Annotated in this window: 12 protein-coding genes; 2 read left to right on the top strand and 10 right to left on the bottom strand. The window is 62.8% G+C overall.

What is annotated here, in order from left to right:
• Positions 1-126: 126 nt before the first annotated feature.
• From QVN30_RS10270 to QVN30_RS10230, 9 genes are all read right to left on the bottom strand, one after another.
• Complete coding sequence (locus QVN30_RS10270; protein ID WP_289836283.1) at positions 127-1008, bottom strand: transporter substrate-binding domain-containing protein; 882 nt, start codon at positions 1006-1008, stop codon at positions 127-129.
• Positions 1009-1099: 91 nt separating this feature from the next.
• Positions 1100-1831, bottom strand: coding sequence for an amino acid ABC transporter ATP-binding protein (locus QVN30_RS10265; protein ID WP_066830551.1), 732 nt, complete (start codon positions 1829-1831; stop codon positions 1100-1102).
• 333 nt (positions 1832-2164) lie between these two features.
• Positions 2165-2608 (bottom strand): GatB/YqeY domain-containing protein, encoded by a 444-nt coding sequence (locus tag QVN30_RS10260; protein WP_087200972.1) that lies wholly within the window; start codon positions 2606-2608, stop codon positions 2165-2167.
• A gap of 162 nt (positions 2609-2770) precedes the next feature.
• Complete coding sequence (locus QVN30_RS10255; RefSeq protein ID WP_289836282.1) at positions 2771-3982, bottom strand: peptidylprolyl isomerase; 1212 nt, start codon at positions 3980-3982, stop codon at positions 2771-2773.
• Positions 3983-4557: 575 nt separating this feature from the next.
• A complete protein-coding gene (gene prfA, locus QVN30_RS10250; protein ID WP_066830560.1) occupies positions 4558-5628 on the bottom strand; it encodes a peptide chain release factor 1 in 1071 nt (356 codons plus the stop codon).
• A 405-nt stretch (positions 5629-6033) separates the two neighbouring features.
• Entirely contained in the window at positions 6034-6807 is a 774-nt protein-coding gene (locus QVN30_RS10245) for an amino acid ABC transporter ATP-binding protein (protein WP_273343400.1), read from the bottom strand.
• A gap of 3 nt (positions 6808-6810) precedes the next feature.
• Entirely contained in the window at positions 6811-8016 is a 1206-nt protein-coding gene (locus tag QVN30_RS10240; RefSeq protein WP_273355776.1) for an amino acid ABC transporter permease, read from the bottom strand.
• Between the two features lie 105 nt (positions 8017-8121).
• Positions 8122-9066: a transporter substrate-binding domain-containing protein gene (locus QVN30_RS10235; RefSeq protein WP_204586390.1), complete on the bottom strand. Its 945-nt coding sequence runs from the start codon at positions 9064-9066 to the stop codon at positions 8122-8124.
• 242 nt (positions 9067-9308) lie between these two features.
• Positions 9309-10199, bottom strand: a complete 891-nt coding sequence (locus QVN30_RS10230) for an aldose 1-epimerase family protein (protein WP_289836281.1) — start codon at positions 10197-10199, stop codon at positions 9309-9311.
• A gap of 467 nt (positions 10200-10666) precedes the next feature.
• Between QVN30_RS10230 and QVN30_RS10225 the strand changes: the two genes are divergently transcribed.
• Complete coding sequence (locus QVN30_RS10225) at positions 10667-11698, top strand: DUF1385 domain-containing protein (RefSeq protein ID WP_289820108.1); 1032 nt, start codon at positions 10667-10669, stop codon at positions 11696-11698.
• A 35-nt stretch (positions 11699-11733) separates the two neighbouring features.
• Here QVN30_RS10225 and QVN30_RS10220 read toward each other — a convergent pair whose 3' ends face one another.
• A complete protein-coding gene (locus QVN30_RS10220) occupies positions 11734-13371 on the bottom strand; it encodes a zinc ribbon domain-containing protein (protein WP_289836280.1) in 1638 nt (545 codons plus the stop codon).
• 170 nt (positions 13372-13541) lie between these two features.
• Between QVN30_RS10220 and QVN30_RS10215 the strand changes: the two genes are divergently transcribed.
• Positions 13542-13991 (top strand): low molecular weight protein-tyrosine-phosphatase, encoded by a 450-nt coding sequence (locus QVN30_RS10215; protein WP_066830580.1) that lies wholly within the window; start codon positions 13542-13544, stop codon positions 13989-13991.
• The last annotated feature ends 4 nt before the right edge of the window (positions 13992-13995 follow it).

The raw sequence follows: 13995 nt of genomic DNA, 5'->3' as shown, positions 1-13995 counted from the left end.
CAAGATGAGGCCGGTGCGCAGCGAAATCCGCGCGGGCGCGACCCCGCGAACCAGCCTTGTCTGAAGACAACACAGGGGCGGACGTCCTGATACGGCGTCCGCCCCGCATGCAGCTATAGGCTACGGTTACGCGCTCGCGCCCAGCCAGGTGGAAATCTCCTCATCCATCCAGCCGTTGTCGAGCAGCTCGACGACCGTGTTCTCGACCACGTCGGACAGGTCGGAGCCCTTCTTGGTGGCAATGCCGTAATCCTGCGTGCCGAACTCGATGTCGGGCTGGACGAGCTCCTTCTGATCGTTCATGTAGGTGTTCAGCGTGGAGCGGTCCATGGCGAAGGCGTCGATGTTGCCGGACTCGAGCGCGGAGTTGATGGACGGGTAGTCCGGGTACTCCTTGAACTCGGGCGTCGCGCCGATCTCCTTCTCCTCGAACATGGTGAGGATGGCGTCCTTGGTGGTGGAACCCTGGGAGACGCCGATGATCTTGCCGTCGAAGTCGGCCATCTCGGCGATGCCGGAGGACTTCATGACCATGATGCCCACGGAGTCGGTGCGGTAGGAGGTGGAGAAGTCCCAGTCCTCCTCGCGCTCGGGCGTGATGGTGTAGGTGGCGCACACGATGTCGAGGGAGTCATTGTCGATAAGCGGGCCGCGGGTCTTCGGGGTCACGGTGGTGAACTCGCAGAGCTTCTGCGCCTTGGCCTCATCGTAGGAAACACCCAGGACCGCCGCGGCGACCTGGTAGCATAGGTCGATCTCGAGACCCTCGTACTCGTTGGTCTCGGTGTTCAGATAGCCGTAGCCGAGAACGTCGGCCTTGACGCCGCAGTTGAGCTTGCCGCGATCCTTGATGGTCTGGATCTTGGAGTCGCCGCTGGCAGTGGAGCTGCCGCCGCCCGTGGTGGAGCCGGAGTCCCCACCGCAGCCGGAAAGCGCGCTGGCGCCAGCCGCCGCCACGATGCCGAGACCGCAGACCTGCAGGAAATTGCGACGAGAGATGTTCTTCATGATCGGTACCCCTTCCATCTGGTACGGATATCGCCATCTGCGACGTAAGCCGCCGCAGGGGGCTACAGGTAGGGCGAGCGTCGCCGGCTCGCTAGTGCAGAATCTTGTTGAGGAAGTCCTTGCAACGGGGATTCTGCGGGTTGGTGAAGAAGTGCTCGGGCGTGCCCTCCTCCAGGATCTGGCCATCGTCCATGAAGATCACGCGGTCGGCGACCTGCTTGGCGAAATTCATCTCGTGCGTGACGCAGATCATGGTGATGTTGTCCTGGGCGAGCTCGATCATGACGTCGAGCACTTCCTGAATCATCTCGGGGTCGAGCGCGGAGGTCGGCTCGTCGAACAGGATGATGGGCTGCTTGGTGCACATGGCGCGCGCGATGGCGACGCGCTGCTGCTGGCCGCCGGAGAGGTTCTGCGGGTACTCGCCGGCCTTTGCGGCCAAACCGACGCGCTCGAGCGCGGCCATGGCGGTGCGCGTCGCCTCTTCCTTGGTCTTCTTCTGCAGCTTGATCGGGGCGAGCGTGAGGTTGCCGAGGACCGTCATGTTCGGATACAGGTTGAACTGCTGGAACACCATGGACGAGTACTTGCGGGCCATCTCGAGGTGGTTCTTCTTGGTGAGCTCGATGCCGTCGATGATGACCTGGCCGCTCGTGGGCTCCTCGAGGTAATCGACGCAACGGATGAGCGTGGACTTACCCGAGCCGGACGGCCCGATGACAACGACCTTCTCGCCCTCCTTGACGGTGAGGTTGATGTCCTTCAGGACATGAAGGTCGCCGAAATACTTGTTCAGCCCACGGATTTCGATCATGTCGGCCATTGGCGCGGTTCCCCTCCTTCAACGAGTCGAAACCGCGTGGAGCATATGCGCCACCCGCGCGAGCGGGCGGTCATGGCGGCTCGACTCATGTGCTGTACGTTCCGTGCGGGACGCGTCTTTGATGTACGACGCGTCCGCGACGAGTTGATTTTCAAGTTAGCGCATGCGACGCGAAGCGAAACATGCAGGGTTTTGAATAAAACCATTGTCCACCGGTATGGTGAAAAAGGATTTACCCTATTGGAGCTCCATTATACACACCGCTTGAATGCAGTATTTACAGGCAGCTTCCCGAAACAGTTTGGTTACCAAGAATGTATAACGCCGCTGAACCTAGATAAGGCGCGCGCCGACCTCCTTGGCTGCCATCGGCTTGTCGAAGTTGCCCCCGGTCGCCTTGGTGAGCGCGCCCATCACGCGGCCCATGTCCTTCTTGGACGTAGCGCCCAGCTCGGCGATCGTCTGCTCGATGAGGGCGATGAGCGCATCGCCCGTCACCTGCTCGGGCAGCAGGCTCTCGAGAATCTTGACCTGCTCGGTGAGCGTATCGGTACGCTCCTGGTTGTTGGCGGCCTTGATCGACATCTCCAGCGTCTCGTTCGTCTGCTTGATGAGGCGCTTGATCATGTTGTCGACGTCCGTCTCGGTCGCATCGCGGCGCTCGTTGACCTCGATGTTCTTCACCTCGCCGATAACCTGGCGGATGATGGACAGCCTTGTCTTGTCCTTGGCCTTCATGGCCGCGATCATCTGCTCGTGCAGCTCTTCGCTCGTCATATGTCCTCCTTATCCTTGCGGCTCGCCGAGACGGCGAGGACCCCGTTCGGGGGACCCTCGACCGTCTCGGCGAGCCTCTTCGCGATCACATGCGCACGCCCGCGGACGCGGCGGTTGGGCCAAAAGGCCGCGGCGGCGCAGCCGAATCTCCGATGCCCCGTCCTACTGGGCGCTGCCGTTAGAGGGCTCGACGCCGTCCAGGCTCACGTTGTAGGGAACGTTCTCGGGCATGGGGTTGATCTGGATGTCGGCCTGCTCCTTGTAGTTGTTCCACCACTCGGTCCACGCGGAGCTCTCGGCCTGCGTCTTCACGATGTTGGAGATGTAGGTGCGGATCTCCTCGGGCACCTCGTCGATCGAGGTGACCTCGTTGTCGACATGGAAGTAGCCGGTGCATTTGATGATGTGGTAGCCGTAGGTGCTCTCGACGATGCCACTCACCTGGTCGACCGACAGGGCGCTCAGCGCGTCCTGGTACTCCGTCACGAAGCTCGTGAGCTTGTCCCAACCCACGTCGCCGCCGTCCTCCTTGGAGCCGGAGTCATCGGAGTACTGCTCGACCGCATCCTCGAACGAAAGCTCACCGGAGTTGATCTTGTCGAGCGCCTCCTGGGCCTTCGCCTTGGCATCGGCCTTCTCCTCGTCGGTAGCGTCGGACGCCACGCTCACCAGCAGGTTGGAGGAGCGACGTGCGTCGTTGTAGGTGTCGAGGTTCTCGTTCAGGTAGTCGATGATGTCCTGGTCGCTCGGATCGTCGACCGGGCACACCTTCTCCTTCAGCTTGTCGAGGGCAAGGCTGTTCGAGAGGCTCTGCTTGTAGGAATCCTCGGTGTAGCCGTAGCTGGACAGCTGCTCGATGAACGCGTCCTCGCCGCCGTAGGACGCCGCGGCGTTCTGCCACGCCTCCTCGATGTCCTCGTCGGTGACGGTGATGTCGTTCTCGCTGATGGCCTGCTGCTGCAGATACTGCTCGGCGTAGCTGTTGATGGTCTGCTCGCGGTAGCTCTCGGGCGTCTGGCCGGCGTCGACCAGATACTGGGCCCAGCTGCCCTCGCTGCCGTAGCCGTAGGCGTTGCGCACGGCCATGATCTGCTTGGTGATGGTGTCCTCGGTGATGTTGACGCCGCTGACCGTCGCGGCCACGCCGCCGGTGAGCTCGTAGTCCTCGCTGTTGTCGCCCGTGATCTGGCTCAGGACACCCGAGCACGCCATGGCGGTGACCGACAGCAGCATCGCCGCGCAGCCGATGGCGACGATCAGGATCTTCACGCCCTTGGAAAGCGTCTCCTTCTTGCTCTTCTTGGCCTGGCTCTTGGTGGGCTGGCCCTCAGGTGCGGCATCGCGCTTGACGCGCGGATTCTTGTTGAGCGGCATAGCGTCGTCCCTTTCCGGTCCCGGTAATCCACGGTTCATCTGCCGTGAGACGAAATCGACATAAAGCTTTCCGTATTGTCGCACAGGGGGCCAGAAGACCACCATAAAAGCAAGCGATAACCACAGAGCGCATATGCAAAGAGGGCCTGTTGCCCGAGGCGGTCGGATGGGTGGAGGCAATCCACCCCAATAGGATGGGTTGGAACGAACCCGTCCCCAACCAACCCATCTCCAAACGCGCCGAAAAACGTGTATAGCGAGTTTGGTGCGATTTTTCGATGAGCTTTGCCCATGGGCGGTACACCCCTCAGCATTTGCCCAGTTGGATCCTGCGGAATTACTGATGGGTGCGGCGCGTGTGGGGAAATGAGCCTCAAAAATCGTACCAAACTCAACCTACTGTCTCTATAGGTTTTATTCAGAGCGTCTTTTTATGCAACTTTGTGCAGTTTTGCAGTGGAAATATACATTTCGCACCAGTCCCGACAAAGCCACAGCTGCCTAAAACGCATCGCGGGGCGGGAGGATAGCGCACCCTCCCGCCCCGCGGCTTCATCGTTTTAGAAACGGCTGCCTTAGTCCACGGCCTCCGCCAGCTTCTCGGCGCGATCGGCTGCCGCCAGCGCGTCGATGACGGTGGCGAGCTGGTCGCCCAGCAGCACACCGTTGTACGTGGAGTTGAAACCGATACGGTGGTCGGTCACGCGGTCCTGCGGCTGGTTGTACGTGCGGATCTTCTCCGAACGGTTGCCGTGGCCGATCTGGCTCTGGCGCTCGGCGCCAAGCTCGGCCTGCTGCTTCTCGAGCTCCATCTCGTACAGGCGGGCGCGAAGCATCTGCATACAGACCTCGCGGTTCTGGATCTGCGAGCGCTGCTCCTGGGACTGGACCACGGTGTTGGTCGGAAGATGCGTGATGCGCACCGCGGAGTACGTGGTGTTCACGCACTGGCCGCCGGGGCCGGAAGCGCAGTACGTGTCGACGCGCAGGTCGGACGGGTCGATGTGGATGTCGATCTCATCGGCCTCGGGCAGCACGGCGACGGTGGCCGTGGAGGTCTGGATGCGGCCCTGGCTCTCGGTCTTGGGAACGCGCTGAACGCGGTGCACGCCCGACTCGTACTTCATGACCGAGTAGACCTTGTCGCCAGACACCTTGAACTCGATGGATTTGAAGCCGCCCGCGTCGCTCGGACTGGAATCGAGCACCTCGAGCTTCCACTTCTGGCTCTCGCAGAAGCGCTGGTACATCTTGAACAGATCGCCCGCGAAGATGGCGGCCTCGTCGCCGCCGGCGGCCGACCGAATCTCGACGATGGTGTTCTTCTCGTCGTTGGGGTCGCCCGGGATCAGCATGAACTTGATATCTTCCTCGAGCTGGGGAAGCTTGGCCTCGTTGCCGCTGATGTCCTCCTGGAGCATGGCCTTCTCGTCCGGATCGGACGTGTCGTGCAGCATCTCCTTGGCGATCTCGATGTCATCGAGCGCCGCCAGGTACTCGCGCGCCGCCGTCACCAACGGGGTCTGGTGCGCATACTCCTTGTTGAGGCGGGTGTACTCCTTGATGTTGGCAGCGACCGAGGGGTCGGCGAGCTTCTTCTCGAGCTCCTCGTAGGCAGCGATGAGTTTTTCCAGCTTGTCGCGCATGGATTCTCCTTTTCCTGAGGGCGTCCTCGCCCTGCATGGTTCGACGTGAAACGATGCCCCGCACGGGGCGGCAGCGGTCAGGGACCGCACAGCTGCGAATGTAGCTAGAACTTGTCGAACTTGATAAACACGCGCGAACCTCTTTCTCTCGGCCTTCTATCATACCCAGCGTTCCCGCACAGGCAAGCACGCGCGCCCCAAACGAGCCCACAGCACGCCCCACCTGCGCAAAACGTCCACAGCAAACACGCGGTGCGACGGCTGCGCACTCGACGCCCTTTCATGGAAATGCTCGACTATCTCACAACTAACTCAGAAAAACTCAGAATTCTGAGTTTTTCTGAGTTTAAAAAGGGCCGAGGGGAATATCCCCTCGGCCCGCAGATGACAGCTGTAGCCGCGCTCCTACTCGTCTGACTTGTCATCCAGGTAGCGCGCAAGGAACTCGCGGGTGCGCGGATGCTTGGGCGAACCGAAGATCTCGGCAGGCGAGCCCTCCTCCGCGATGATGCCCTTGTCCATGAACACGACGCGGTCGGACACGGTCTTGGCGAACTGCATCTCGTGCGTCACCACGACCATCGTCATGCCGTCGCGCGCCAGGCCGCGCATGACCTCGAGCACCTCGCCCACGATCTCAGGGTCGAGTGCGGACGTGGGCTCGTCGAAGAGCATCAGGTCGGGCTGCATGCACAGCGCGCGGGCGATCGCCACGCGCTGCTTCTGACCGCCGGAAAGGTTGTTGACATCGGCTTTGGCGAAGTTCGCCAACCCCACGGCCTCCAGATGCCTCATGGCGACCTGCTCGGCCTCGGGCTTCTTCATCTTCTTGAGCGTGACGGGGGCAAGCGTGCAGTTATCCAGCACGTTCATGTTGTTGAACAGGTTGAAGCCCTGGAACACCATGCCGATCTTCTCGCGCAGGCGGTTGACGTCCACGTGCTCGGCGGCGAGATCGGCCCCGTGGAACCACACGTGACCCGCGTCGGGCGTCTCGAGCAGGTTGATGCAGCGCAACAGCGTCGACTTGCCGGAACCGGATGCGCCGATGATCGTCACGACCTCGCCGGGCATGACGGCGAGGTTGATGTCGCGCAGAACCTCGAGGTTGCCGAAGGACTTGCGCAGGCCCTCGATGCGGACCATGGGCTCGGCAGAGGTTGCGGTATTCATAGCCATGATTTACTCCTCCACCTTGACCGGCTGATCGGACGTACCGCCCAGCGCCTGGGGTTTCACATCGAGACGACGGGCGAGCTTGCCCAGAAGCCACGTGGCCACCATGGTGAGAATGAGATACACCACGGCGACGATGAGGCTTGAGTGCAGCTGCTGGTAGTAAATACCGGACACGGTGGTGTTCGCGAACATCAGGTCAAACGTGCCGATGACCGACAGAACCGACGAGTCCTTGATGTTGATGATCAGCTCGTTGGACAGACCCGGAATGGCGTATTTGATGCCTTGGGGAAACACGACCTTGCGCATGGCCTGCCACTGCGAGAGACCGAGCGAACGCGCGGCCTCGGTCTGACCCGCATCGACCGACTCGATACCACCGCGCAGCACCTCCATCATGTAGGCAGTGGAGTTGAGCGTGATGGTCACCAGACCGGCAAAGAACGTCGACCAGATGGCGTTGATCTCAGTCGTGGTGAGATTGGTGCCGCGCAGAATGCCGAACACGCCGTAGTAGATGATCATAGCCTGGACCATCATGGGCGTTCCGCGAACAACGGTGCTATAGACCTTTGCGAAACCGCTGCCGATCCTCTTCCAGAAGCGGATGAAATCGTTGTCCGGGCGATCGATGGTCTGGATACGACAGAACACCAGCAACAATGCCAGGAAGAAAGCGATCACGGTGCCGAACACCGCGAGCTCGATCGTGGTCACCAAGCCGGTGATGAACGTGTCGCGCCCGTTCCACAGGATGTAGCACATGCTCTCGAGCATGTTCTCAGAGGGACGTTTGGTCGCGCTGACGGCGACCATCCATGCGGACGCCACGCCCATGACGATACGGTCCACGGCCAGCACCAGCACGATGGCCCACACCACGTAAGATGCATAGCGCAGCACACGGCGAGCAGCGGGCTTGGTGAACGGCGAGGTCTCGGCGTAGGTACGCCACTTGGCAAGCTTAAACACCAGCGCCACCGCGCTGATGACGAGCCAGGCGACCAACAGGTAGTACATGACCAGCTCGACAGCGTACGCCTGGGACATGAAGCTCATCGCGGGGCGCGACGAGCTTGAGAGCAGCATGCCGATAAAGGCCACCGCGCTCGTGCCCAACAGCACATAACGGTGGTCATCGAGCACAAACGACGCGATACGCCCGCGCCGTCTCGGCACGTCCTGCTCACGTGTGGGAGCGGAACTCATAGGTTCTCCTTCGGTCTTCTTAATACAGGCACGGGACGTGCGCCGGCCGCAAGGCCTGGGCGCACGTCCCCTTCAAACACGAAATCGCATGTAGATGCGTCGGCGTTACGCAGGCTGACGGTCCATGCACTCGTTCCACATCGTCTGGCGATCCTCGTCGGAAATGCCGGAGATGATCTCGTTGATCTGCTCTAGGATGTCGTCCTGGCCCTTGGCGATGGCCGCGTTGTCGGGCATGACGGAGTCCTCAAACTTGTCGGTCATCTCGAGCTCGACGAAATCAGGGTAGGTCTCGAGCAGCTTGGGCACGGACAGCATAGAGTAGGTGATGATGTCGCTCGTACCGGAGGACAGGCTCTCGACAACCAGGGGCACGGTCTCGGCCGGGGTCATGTGGTTGACCTCAGCGACTTCGGCGATCTGATCGATGACGGTGTCGTACATCGTTGCCGCCTGGCCCATGATGGAGGCACCCTCGAGATCGGCAAACGTGGTGGCGCCCGCGTAGGCCGAGTCCTTCTTGGTGATCATCACGATGTCGTCGTCGACATAGGAGTCGGAGAAATCGGCGGAATCCTGGCGCTCGGGCGTCACGGACATGCCGGCGCACACGATGTCGATCTGGCCGTTGTTGAGCGAGTCGATGAGGGCGGCGAAGTCAAGCTTCACCGCGACGGGTTCCATGCCCAGGCCCTCGGCGATGATCTTGGCGACCTGCACGTCGTAGCCGTCGGCGTAGGCGCCATCAACGTTGTCGATGGGAATGGTGTAATCGGAGGCCTCGGAGACCTGCCAGTTGTAGGGGGCGTAGGCGGCCTCCATACCGACGCGCAGCGTGGTGCCATCGCCGAGCGTACCGGAACCAGACGTGGAATCATCCGCAGCGGAACCGGCATCCGTGCTATCGGTGCCCGAATCCTGTGCGGCGGGGCCGCATCCGGAAAGGAACATCATGCCTCCCACGCTGAACGCCGTAAGCCCAGAGAGCTTGAGGAAATCGCGACGAGAGCACTGCCCAGGTTGCATGTTTGCAAAGGAATTCTTGGTCATGATGGTTTCCCTTCCAAAAGTTTTTGTCTATGACCCCTTCCGTGCGACGCAACCGGAGGGGACCCATTCCCCTCCCCCTTGCAACTTAATGCGAGAAAGTTACGCGCACAATGTGGCAGGATACCGCGGGCGTATGCAGAAAACCACCCCATTTTGCAAGGAAACATGCACGTAACTCAATTATGGGCCGAAAACTGAAGGCTTGGCCCCGTCTTGCCACCCGAAAACCTGCCGCGCCCGCCCTACAGCAACGTGATGGTGAAGGCGCGCACGTCCGCTTTGCCCGCCTCGAGGATCGTGATGTTCTCCTTGTGCTCGAGCACGTCGTCCTCGGTCGTGTAGGTCGCATGCCCCGTCCAGGGCTCGAGCGCCACGAACGGCGCCCCCGGCGCGGACCAGACGCCCAGGAAATCAAAGCCCGGGAAATCGACGCGGATGCCGCGACCCGACTTGGTGCCCACAAGCGTGACGGTGTTGCCCGGCACATGATCGAAGATCATCGTGTCATAGGCGAAGCAGTCGCGGGACAGCGCAAGCGTATCGGCATCCTCGACCGGCGTGAACGTGTCCTCGGGATCGGCGAGTCCACCGCCAAGGATCTTGGGGCACTTGGCCGTCCAGGGCTCGGCGAAACGGAACTCGTAATCCTCGAACGCCTCATCGCCCGCATCGGGCACGGGGATGTTGAACGCAGGGTGGCCTCCCACCGAAAACGGCAGGTCGACATCGCCTGTGTTGGTGACGGCGAACGTCTGCGTCAGCGACGCGGGGCCGGTCAGCGCGTACGTCATATTGAGCTTGAACCGATAGGGGTAGGCCTTGAGGGTCTCGTCCGAACTCGAGAACTCGTAGGTAACCGACGACCCATCCTCGGAAACATCCACGAGCTCATGCTCATAGATGCGCGCGAGACCGTGACGCGCCATGAAGCACGGGCCGGCGGCCGACGTCGCTGCGTCTGCGCGCAGATTGCCCACGATGGGGAACAGCACCGGGGCATGCTTGCCCCAAAATGCGGGATCCGCCTGCCACAGGTACTCGCGTCCGTCGAGCGCCAGGCTGCACAGCTGGGCGCCCATGCTGTCGATACGTGCCGTCAGTCCGTCGCGAGAGATGGTTGTCATGGTGGACATGGGAACTCCTTAGCAAACGTCGCCATCCGGGCTCGACATCACGCCGATGCGCCCTAGATTCCACTATACCGCGCAGAGGTCGACACGGGCCTCTCGCGAAAGTGGCTAAAAAGTTCTGTTTTGCTGTTGCCGGGCCCCGCGCAAGCGGGCCCAAGCCCGCCCTTGGGCACCGGATGACCCCGTGCTGGGCCCCGATGAAGGCATCCGGGAGCGTCGGGCCCGCCCAATATGCAGCTAATTCGGATAACTCGGCCAAAACGACAGACTCCGCTCCTTCCGCCCAACAGCAAAACGGAACTTTTTAGCCACATCCGGCCCGCAGCGCCGACGCAACCCGGTCCCGCAGGCGTTCGCCACGGAAGCGGCCCCAAGGTATGGGAAATCGAAAGATACCGGTGCGGGGCCGCAGCGCAGCACCCTTCGCGCTAAGCTTATGCGCGTGAAATCTCGAAGATCCGGAGGATCGCATGACAGCAAAGCACACGGACATCGCCGAGGAAGGCGAGCTGTTCTGTACGCATATCGGAGGCTCGGCAACGCTTGAAGGCGTCATGATGCGCGGCAAGCTCAATTGGGCAGTCGCGGTGCGCTGCGAGGACGGCAGCATCTATGTCGAGGAGCACGACCTTCCCGACGCGTCGTCGCGCCCGGCGTGGTTCCGCTGGCCCATCGTGCGCGGGTGCGTGTCGTTCGCCGAATCCATGGTGCTTGCCTACCGCGCGCTCGACATCGCCTCCGAGCACGTTTTCATCGACGAAGAGGACGAGGAGCAGGAAGACGCTCCGTCTGATTCCCCCGAACACGAACAGAGCGATACCGAGGAGAAGGGCGGCGTGATGGGCATCGCGATGGCCGTCTCCGCCTGCATCGGCGTTCTGATCGGCATCGCCCTGTTCATCCTGCTCCCCCTGCTGATAACCAACCTGGTCGTCGGCGAGCTCAACAGCGGTAACTCTTTGGTCTGGAGCCTCGTGGAGGCGCTGCTGCGCATGGTCGTGCTCGTCGCCTACGTGGGCGGCGTCGGCCTCATCCCCGACATGGCCCGCATGTACGGCTATCACGGCGCCGAGCACCAGTCGATCCACTGCTTTGAGCACGGGCTGCCGCTCACGCCGGAGAACGCCGCGCGGTTCTCGCGCCTGCACGTGCGCTGCGGCACGGCCTTTCTGGTCATGACCGTCGGCATCGCGCTGATCCTGCACGCCGTGGTGCCCGTGGGAGCCTGGGCCGAGGCGCTGGGCCTCTCCGGCATCGCGCGCACCCTGTTCGTCATGGGCTCGCGCCTGATCCTGCTGCCCATCGTCGCCGGTGTCTCGTACGAGGTCACCGTGAAGTGGGCGGGATCGCACCCGGACAACCCGCTCGTCAAAATCGCCCTGTGGCCGGGCCTGCAGATGCAGCGCCTCACCACGCGCAAGGCGGACCCGGGGATGCTCGAGTGCGCCATCGAGGCGCTCAAGCGCGTCGACGCGCGAGAAAAGGCGGCCGCGTCGGCATAGGAAGACGGGGGCGTAAGCCCCCGTCTTCCTATGCGCTACTCAAGCGGCTGCAGGCTTTCCACGATGCAGGCGTACAGATAGTCATCGGTCACGAATACCAGGTCCGAGTTTCCGTCGTTTGCGACCATCTCATCGCGGATGGACTCGTACGTGACGTTTCCACCGGTCTGCAGATCGACGATCTCCTCCGCCTCGTCCATCGTGTAGTAGTCGTTCGGATCCGTCGAGTTGGTCATGTAGGCATATCCGATCAACCAGCCCCAGCGGTGCGCCCACACGGACGCGTAGGTTCCGTCGCCGAGGGCGACATCTCCCAGGCAGGCATAGCCCACATCGCCCACCGCTTGCGTGGTGCCGCGCTGAACGGTCACGTTGAAAAGCTCGAGATCTGGGTATTTCGCCGAGCACACCGAGACATGGTCGCCATCGACCTGCACGGTCACGCGTCCGTCCCAATACGAGGGCATATAGAACTCGTAGGAGTCGGCGACCACGTGGCGGGAATCGTAAGACTCCTGCTCCTGCTGCTCCTGCTTGGCCGCAGCCGCGTCCTCGCGGCGCTGGACGGCGGCGGCGCGCAGGGTGTCGGCGTCGGCATGGCCGTCCGCCGTATCGGCGGCGGCGAGCTGGGCGGCGGCCAGGATCTGATCGTCGGTCACCTCGAGCGCATCGATGGGCGTCAGGGTGAAGGAGCCCTGCGATGTGACGTCGACGGCGTCGCCCGGGTTATCGGTCGCCACCGTGATGTCGAGCACCGTGTCGGGAACCGTGTAGATGGTGCCGTCGGCAGCGATGGGCGAGCCGGCAACGGACAGCTGGTAGGAACCCTGGCGCAGCATCAGGCCGGTGCCCGCCGTCGTGACGTACTGTGTCTCGTCGACGGCTTCGCCCGTGGAGTTGGTGCCCACGACGCGGACCGGCAGGCGCGAGGCGCCCTCGTCGGTGTTCCACCCCTCGGCCGCCACCGCGATCGTCACGCTGTGGAGCGCCTGTGTGGCCTGCTCCGCCTGCTGGGTCGCCTCATCCTGCTGGCGCTGCGCATCGAGCGCGTACCACAGGCCTCCCCCGGCAAGGGCCGCCACCGCGATGACCCCGACGACGATGCCGACGGTCTTTCCGACATTCCGGCGCGGCTTCTCGCCATCGTCATGCGACGGGGCAGCGGACGGCGCGGGAACGGCGACGCGCGGCATGGGCCCGGTCGATCCCGAGCGCAGGCGCGGGTCGGCGGGGGCGACCGCCTCGCGAGCAATGTCGACCATCGTCGTGTCGGCGGACGGCTGCGCGCTCGGCGCGGATTGGGGAGACCCCGCGCGTGACCCGAGCAGACGCACGCCGCAAGCGGGGCAGTACGGGTCGGTAGGGCTGACGGGCGCTCCGCAAGAAGGGCAGACGAGCGCCCGGCGCGTGGGAGTCGCGCCCTGGCCGTCGCCCCACAGCGCGGCAGCGGCCTGCGCCGCATCGTCGACCATGGGCACGGCCGCCGGCACGCCGGCCGGCGCGACGGACGCGCCGCAATGCGAGCAGAACAGCGCGCCGGGAGCAAGCTCCGCCCCGCACTGCGGGCAGACGGCAGCCGAGGCGGCCGCGCCGACCGGCTCGATCTTGGTCCCGCATGAGCTGCAGAATAACGCATCGTCGGATATCTCAGCATGACAGGTCGGGCAGATCATCTCGCCTTCTCCTTCCTGCTCAACAATCGGTTCAACAACGATACCACGCCGCACAGACGGTCGGGGGCGCCCGGCGCAGAATGGACCCCCGTCGCCTCCAAACGACGCGTCCGTCCAAAACCTGTCAAAATGTACCCGTCCTCAACGAGTTGCTATACAAAGGAGCGGCCATGCATAGAATCCTGTTCATCTGCCACGGCAACATCTGCCGGTCGACGATGGCCCAATCGGTTATGGCCGAGCTTGTGCGCCGTGCGGGCCGCGAGCGGGAATTCGATATCGACTCCGCCGCCACCAGCTATGAAGAGATCGGCAACCCGCCGCACTGGGGCACTGAGACCAAGCTGCGCGAGATGGGCATACCGCTTGTCCCGCACCGCGCGCGGATCATCTCGCCCAGCGAGTACGACCGGTGGGATCACATCATATATATGGATGGGGAAAACCGGCGCGGGCTCAAGCGCATCCTCAAGAGCGACCCCGACGGCAAGGTGAGCCGGCTGCTCGACTGGACCGATCGCCCCGGCGATGTCGCCGATCCCTGGTACACCGGCAACTTCGACGCCACCTACCGCGACGTCCTCGACGGCTGCACCGCGCTCCTCGCCGCGCTCGACTGAAAAA

The sequence above is a fragment of the Collinsella ihumii genome, assembly GCF_030385545.1.
In the GTDB taxonomy this organism is placed as follows: Bacteria; Actinomycetota; Coriobacteriia; order Coriobacteriales; family Coriobacteriaceae; genus Collinsella; species Collinsella ihumii.
Note: the sequence above shows the minus strand (reverse complement) of the source record. Positions and strands in the feature narration are given on the sequence as shown.

Coding starts and splice junctions, on each gene's coding strand:
- QVN30_RS10230 (WP_289836281.1), bottom strand. CDS start 10,199: ATGTCCACCATGACAACCATCTCTCGCGACGGACTGACGGCACGTATC.
- QVN30_RS10270 (WP_289836283.1), bottom strand. CDS start 1,008: ATGAAGAACATCTCTCGTCGCAATTTCCTGCAGGTCTGCGGTCTCGGC.
- QVN30_RS10265 (WP_066830551.1), bottom strand. CDS start 1,831: ATGGCCGACATGATCGAAATCCGTGGGCTGAACAAGTATTTCGGCGAC.
- QVN30_RS10255 (WP_289836282.1), bottom strand. CDS start 3,982: ATGCCGCTCAACAAGAATCCGCGCGTCAAGCGCGATGCCGCACCTGAG.
- QVN30_RS10235 (WP_204586390.1), bottom strand. CDS start 9,066: ATGACCAAGAATTCCTTTGCAAACATGCAACCTGGGCAGTGCTCTCGT.
- QVN30_RS10240 (WP_273355776.1), bottom strand. CDS start 8,016: ATGAGTTCCGCTCCCACACGTGAGCAGGACGTGCCGAGACGGCGCGGG.
- QVN30_RS10225 (WP_289820108.1), top strand. CDS start 10,667: ATGACAGCAAAGCACACGGACATCGCCGAGGAAGGCGAGCTGTTCTGT.
- QVN30_RS10245 (WP_273343400.1), bottom strand. CDS start 6,807: ATGGCTATGAATACCGCAACCTCTGCCGAGCCCATGGTCCGCATCGAG.
- QVN30_RS10260 (WP_087200972.1), bottom strand. CDS start 2,608: ATGACGAGCGAAGAGCTGCACGAGCAGATGATCGCGGCCATGAAGGCC.
- QVN30_RS10215 (WP_066830580.1), top strand. CDS start 13,542: ATGCATAGAATCCTGTTCATCTGCCACGGCAACATCTGCCGGTCGACG.
- prfA (WP_066830560.1), bottom strand. CDS start 5,628: ATGCGCGACAAGCTGGAAAAACTCATCGCTGCCTACGAGGAGCTCGAG.
- QVN30_RS10220 (WP_289836280.1), bottom strand. CDS start 13,371: ATGATCTGCCCGACCTGTCATGCTGAGATATCCGACGATGCGTTATTC.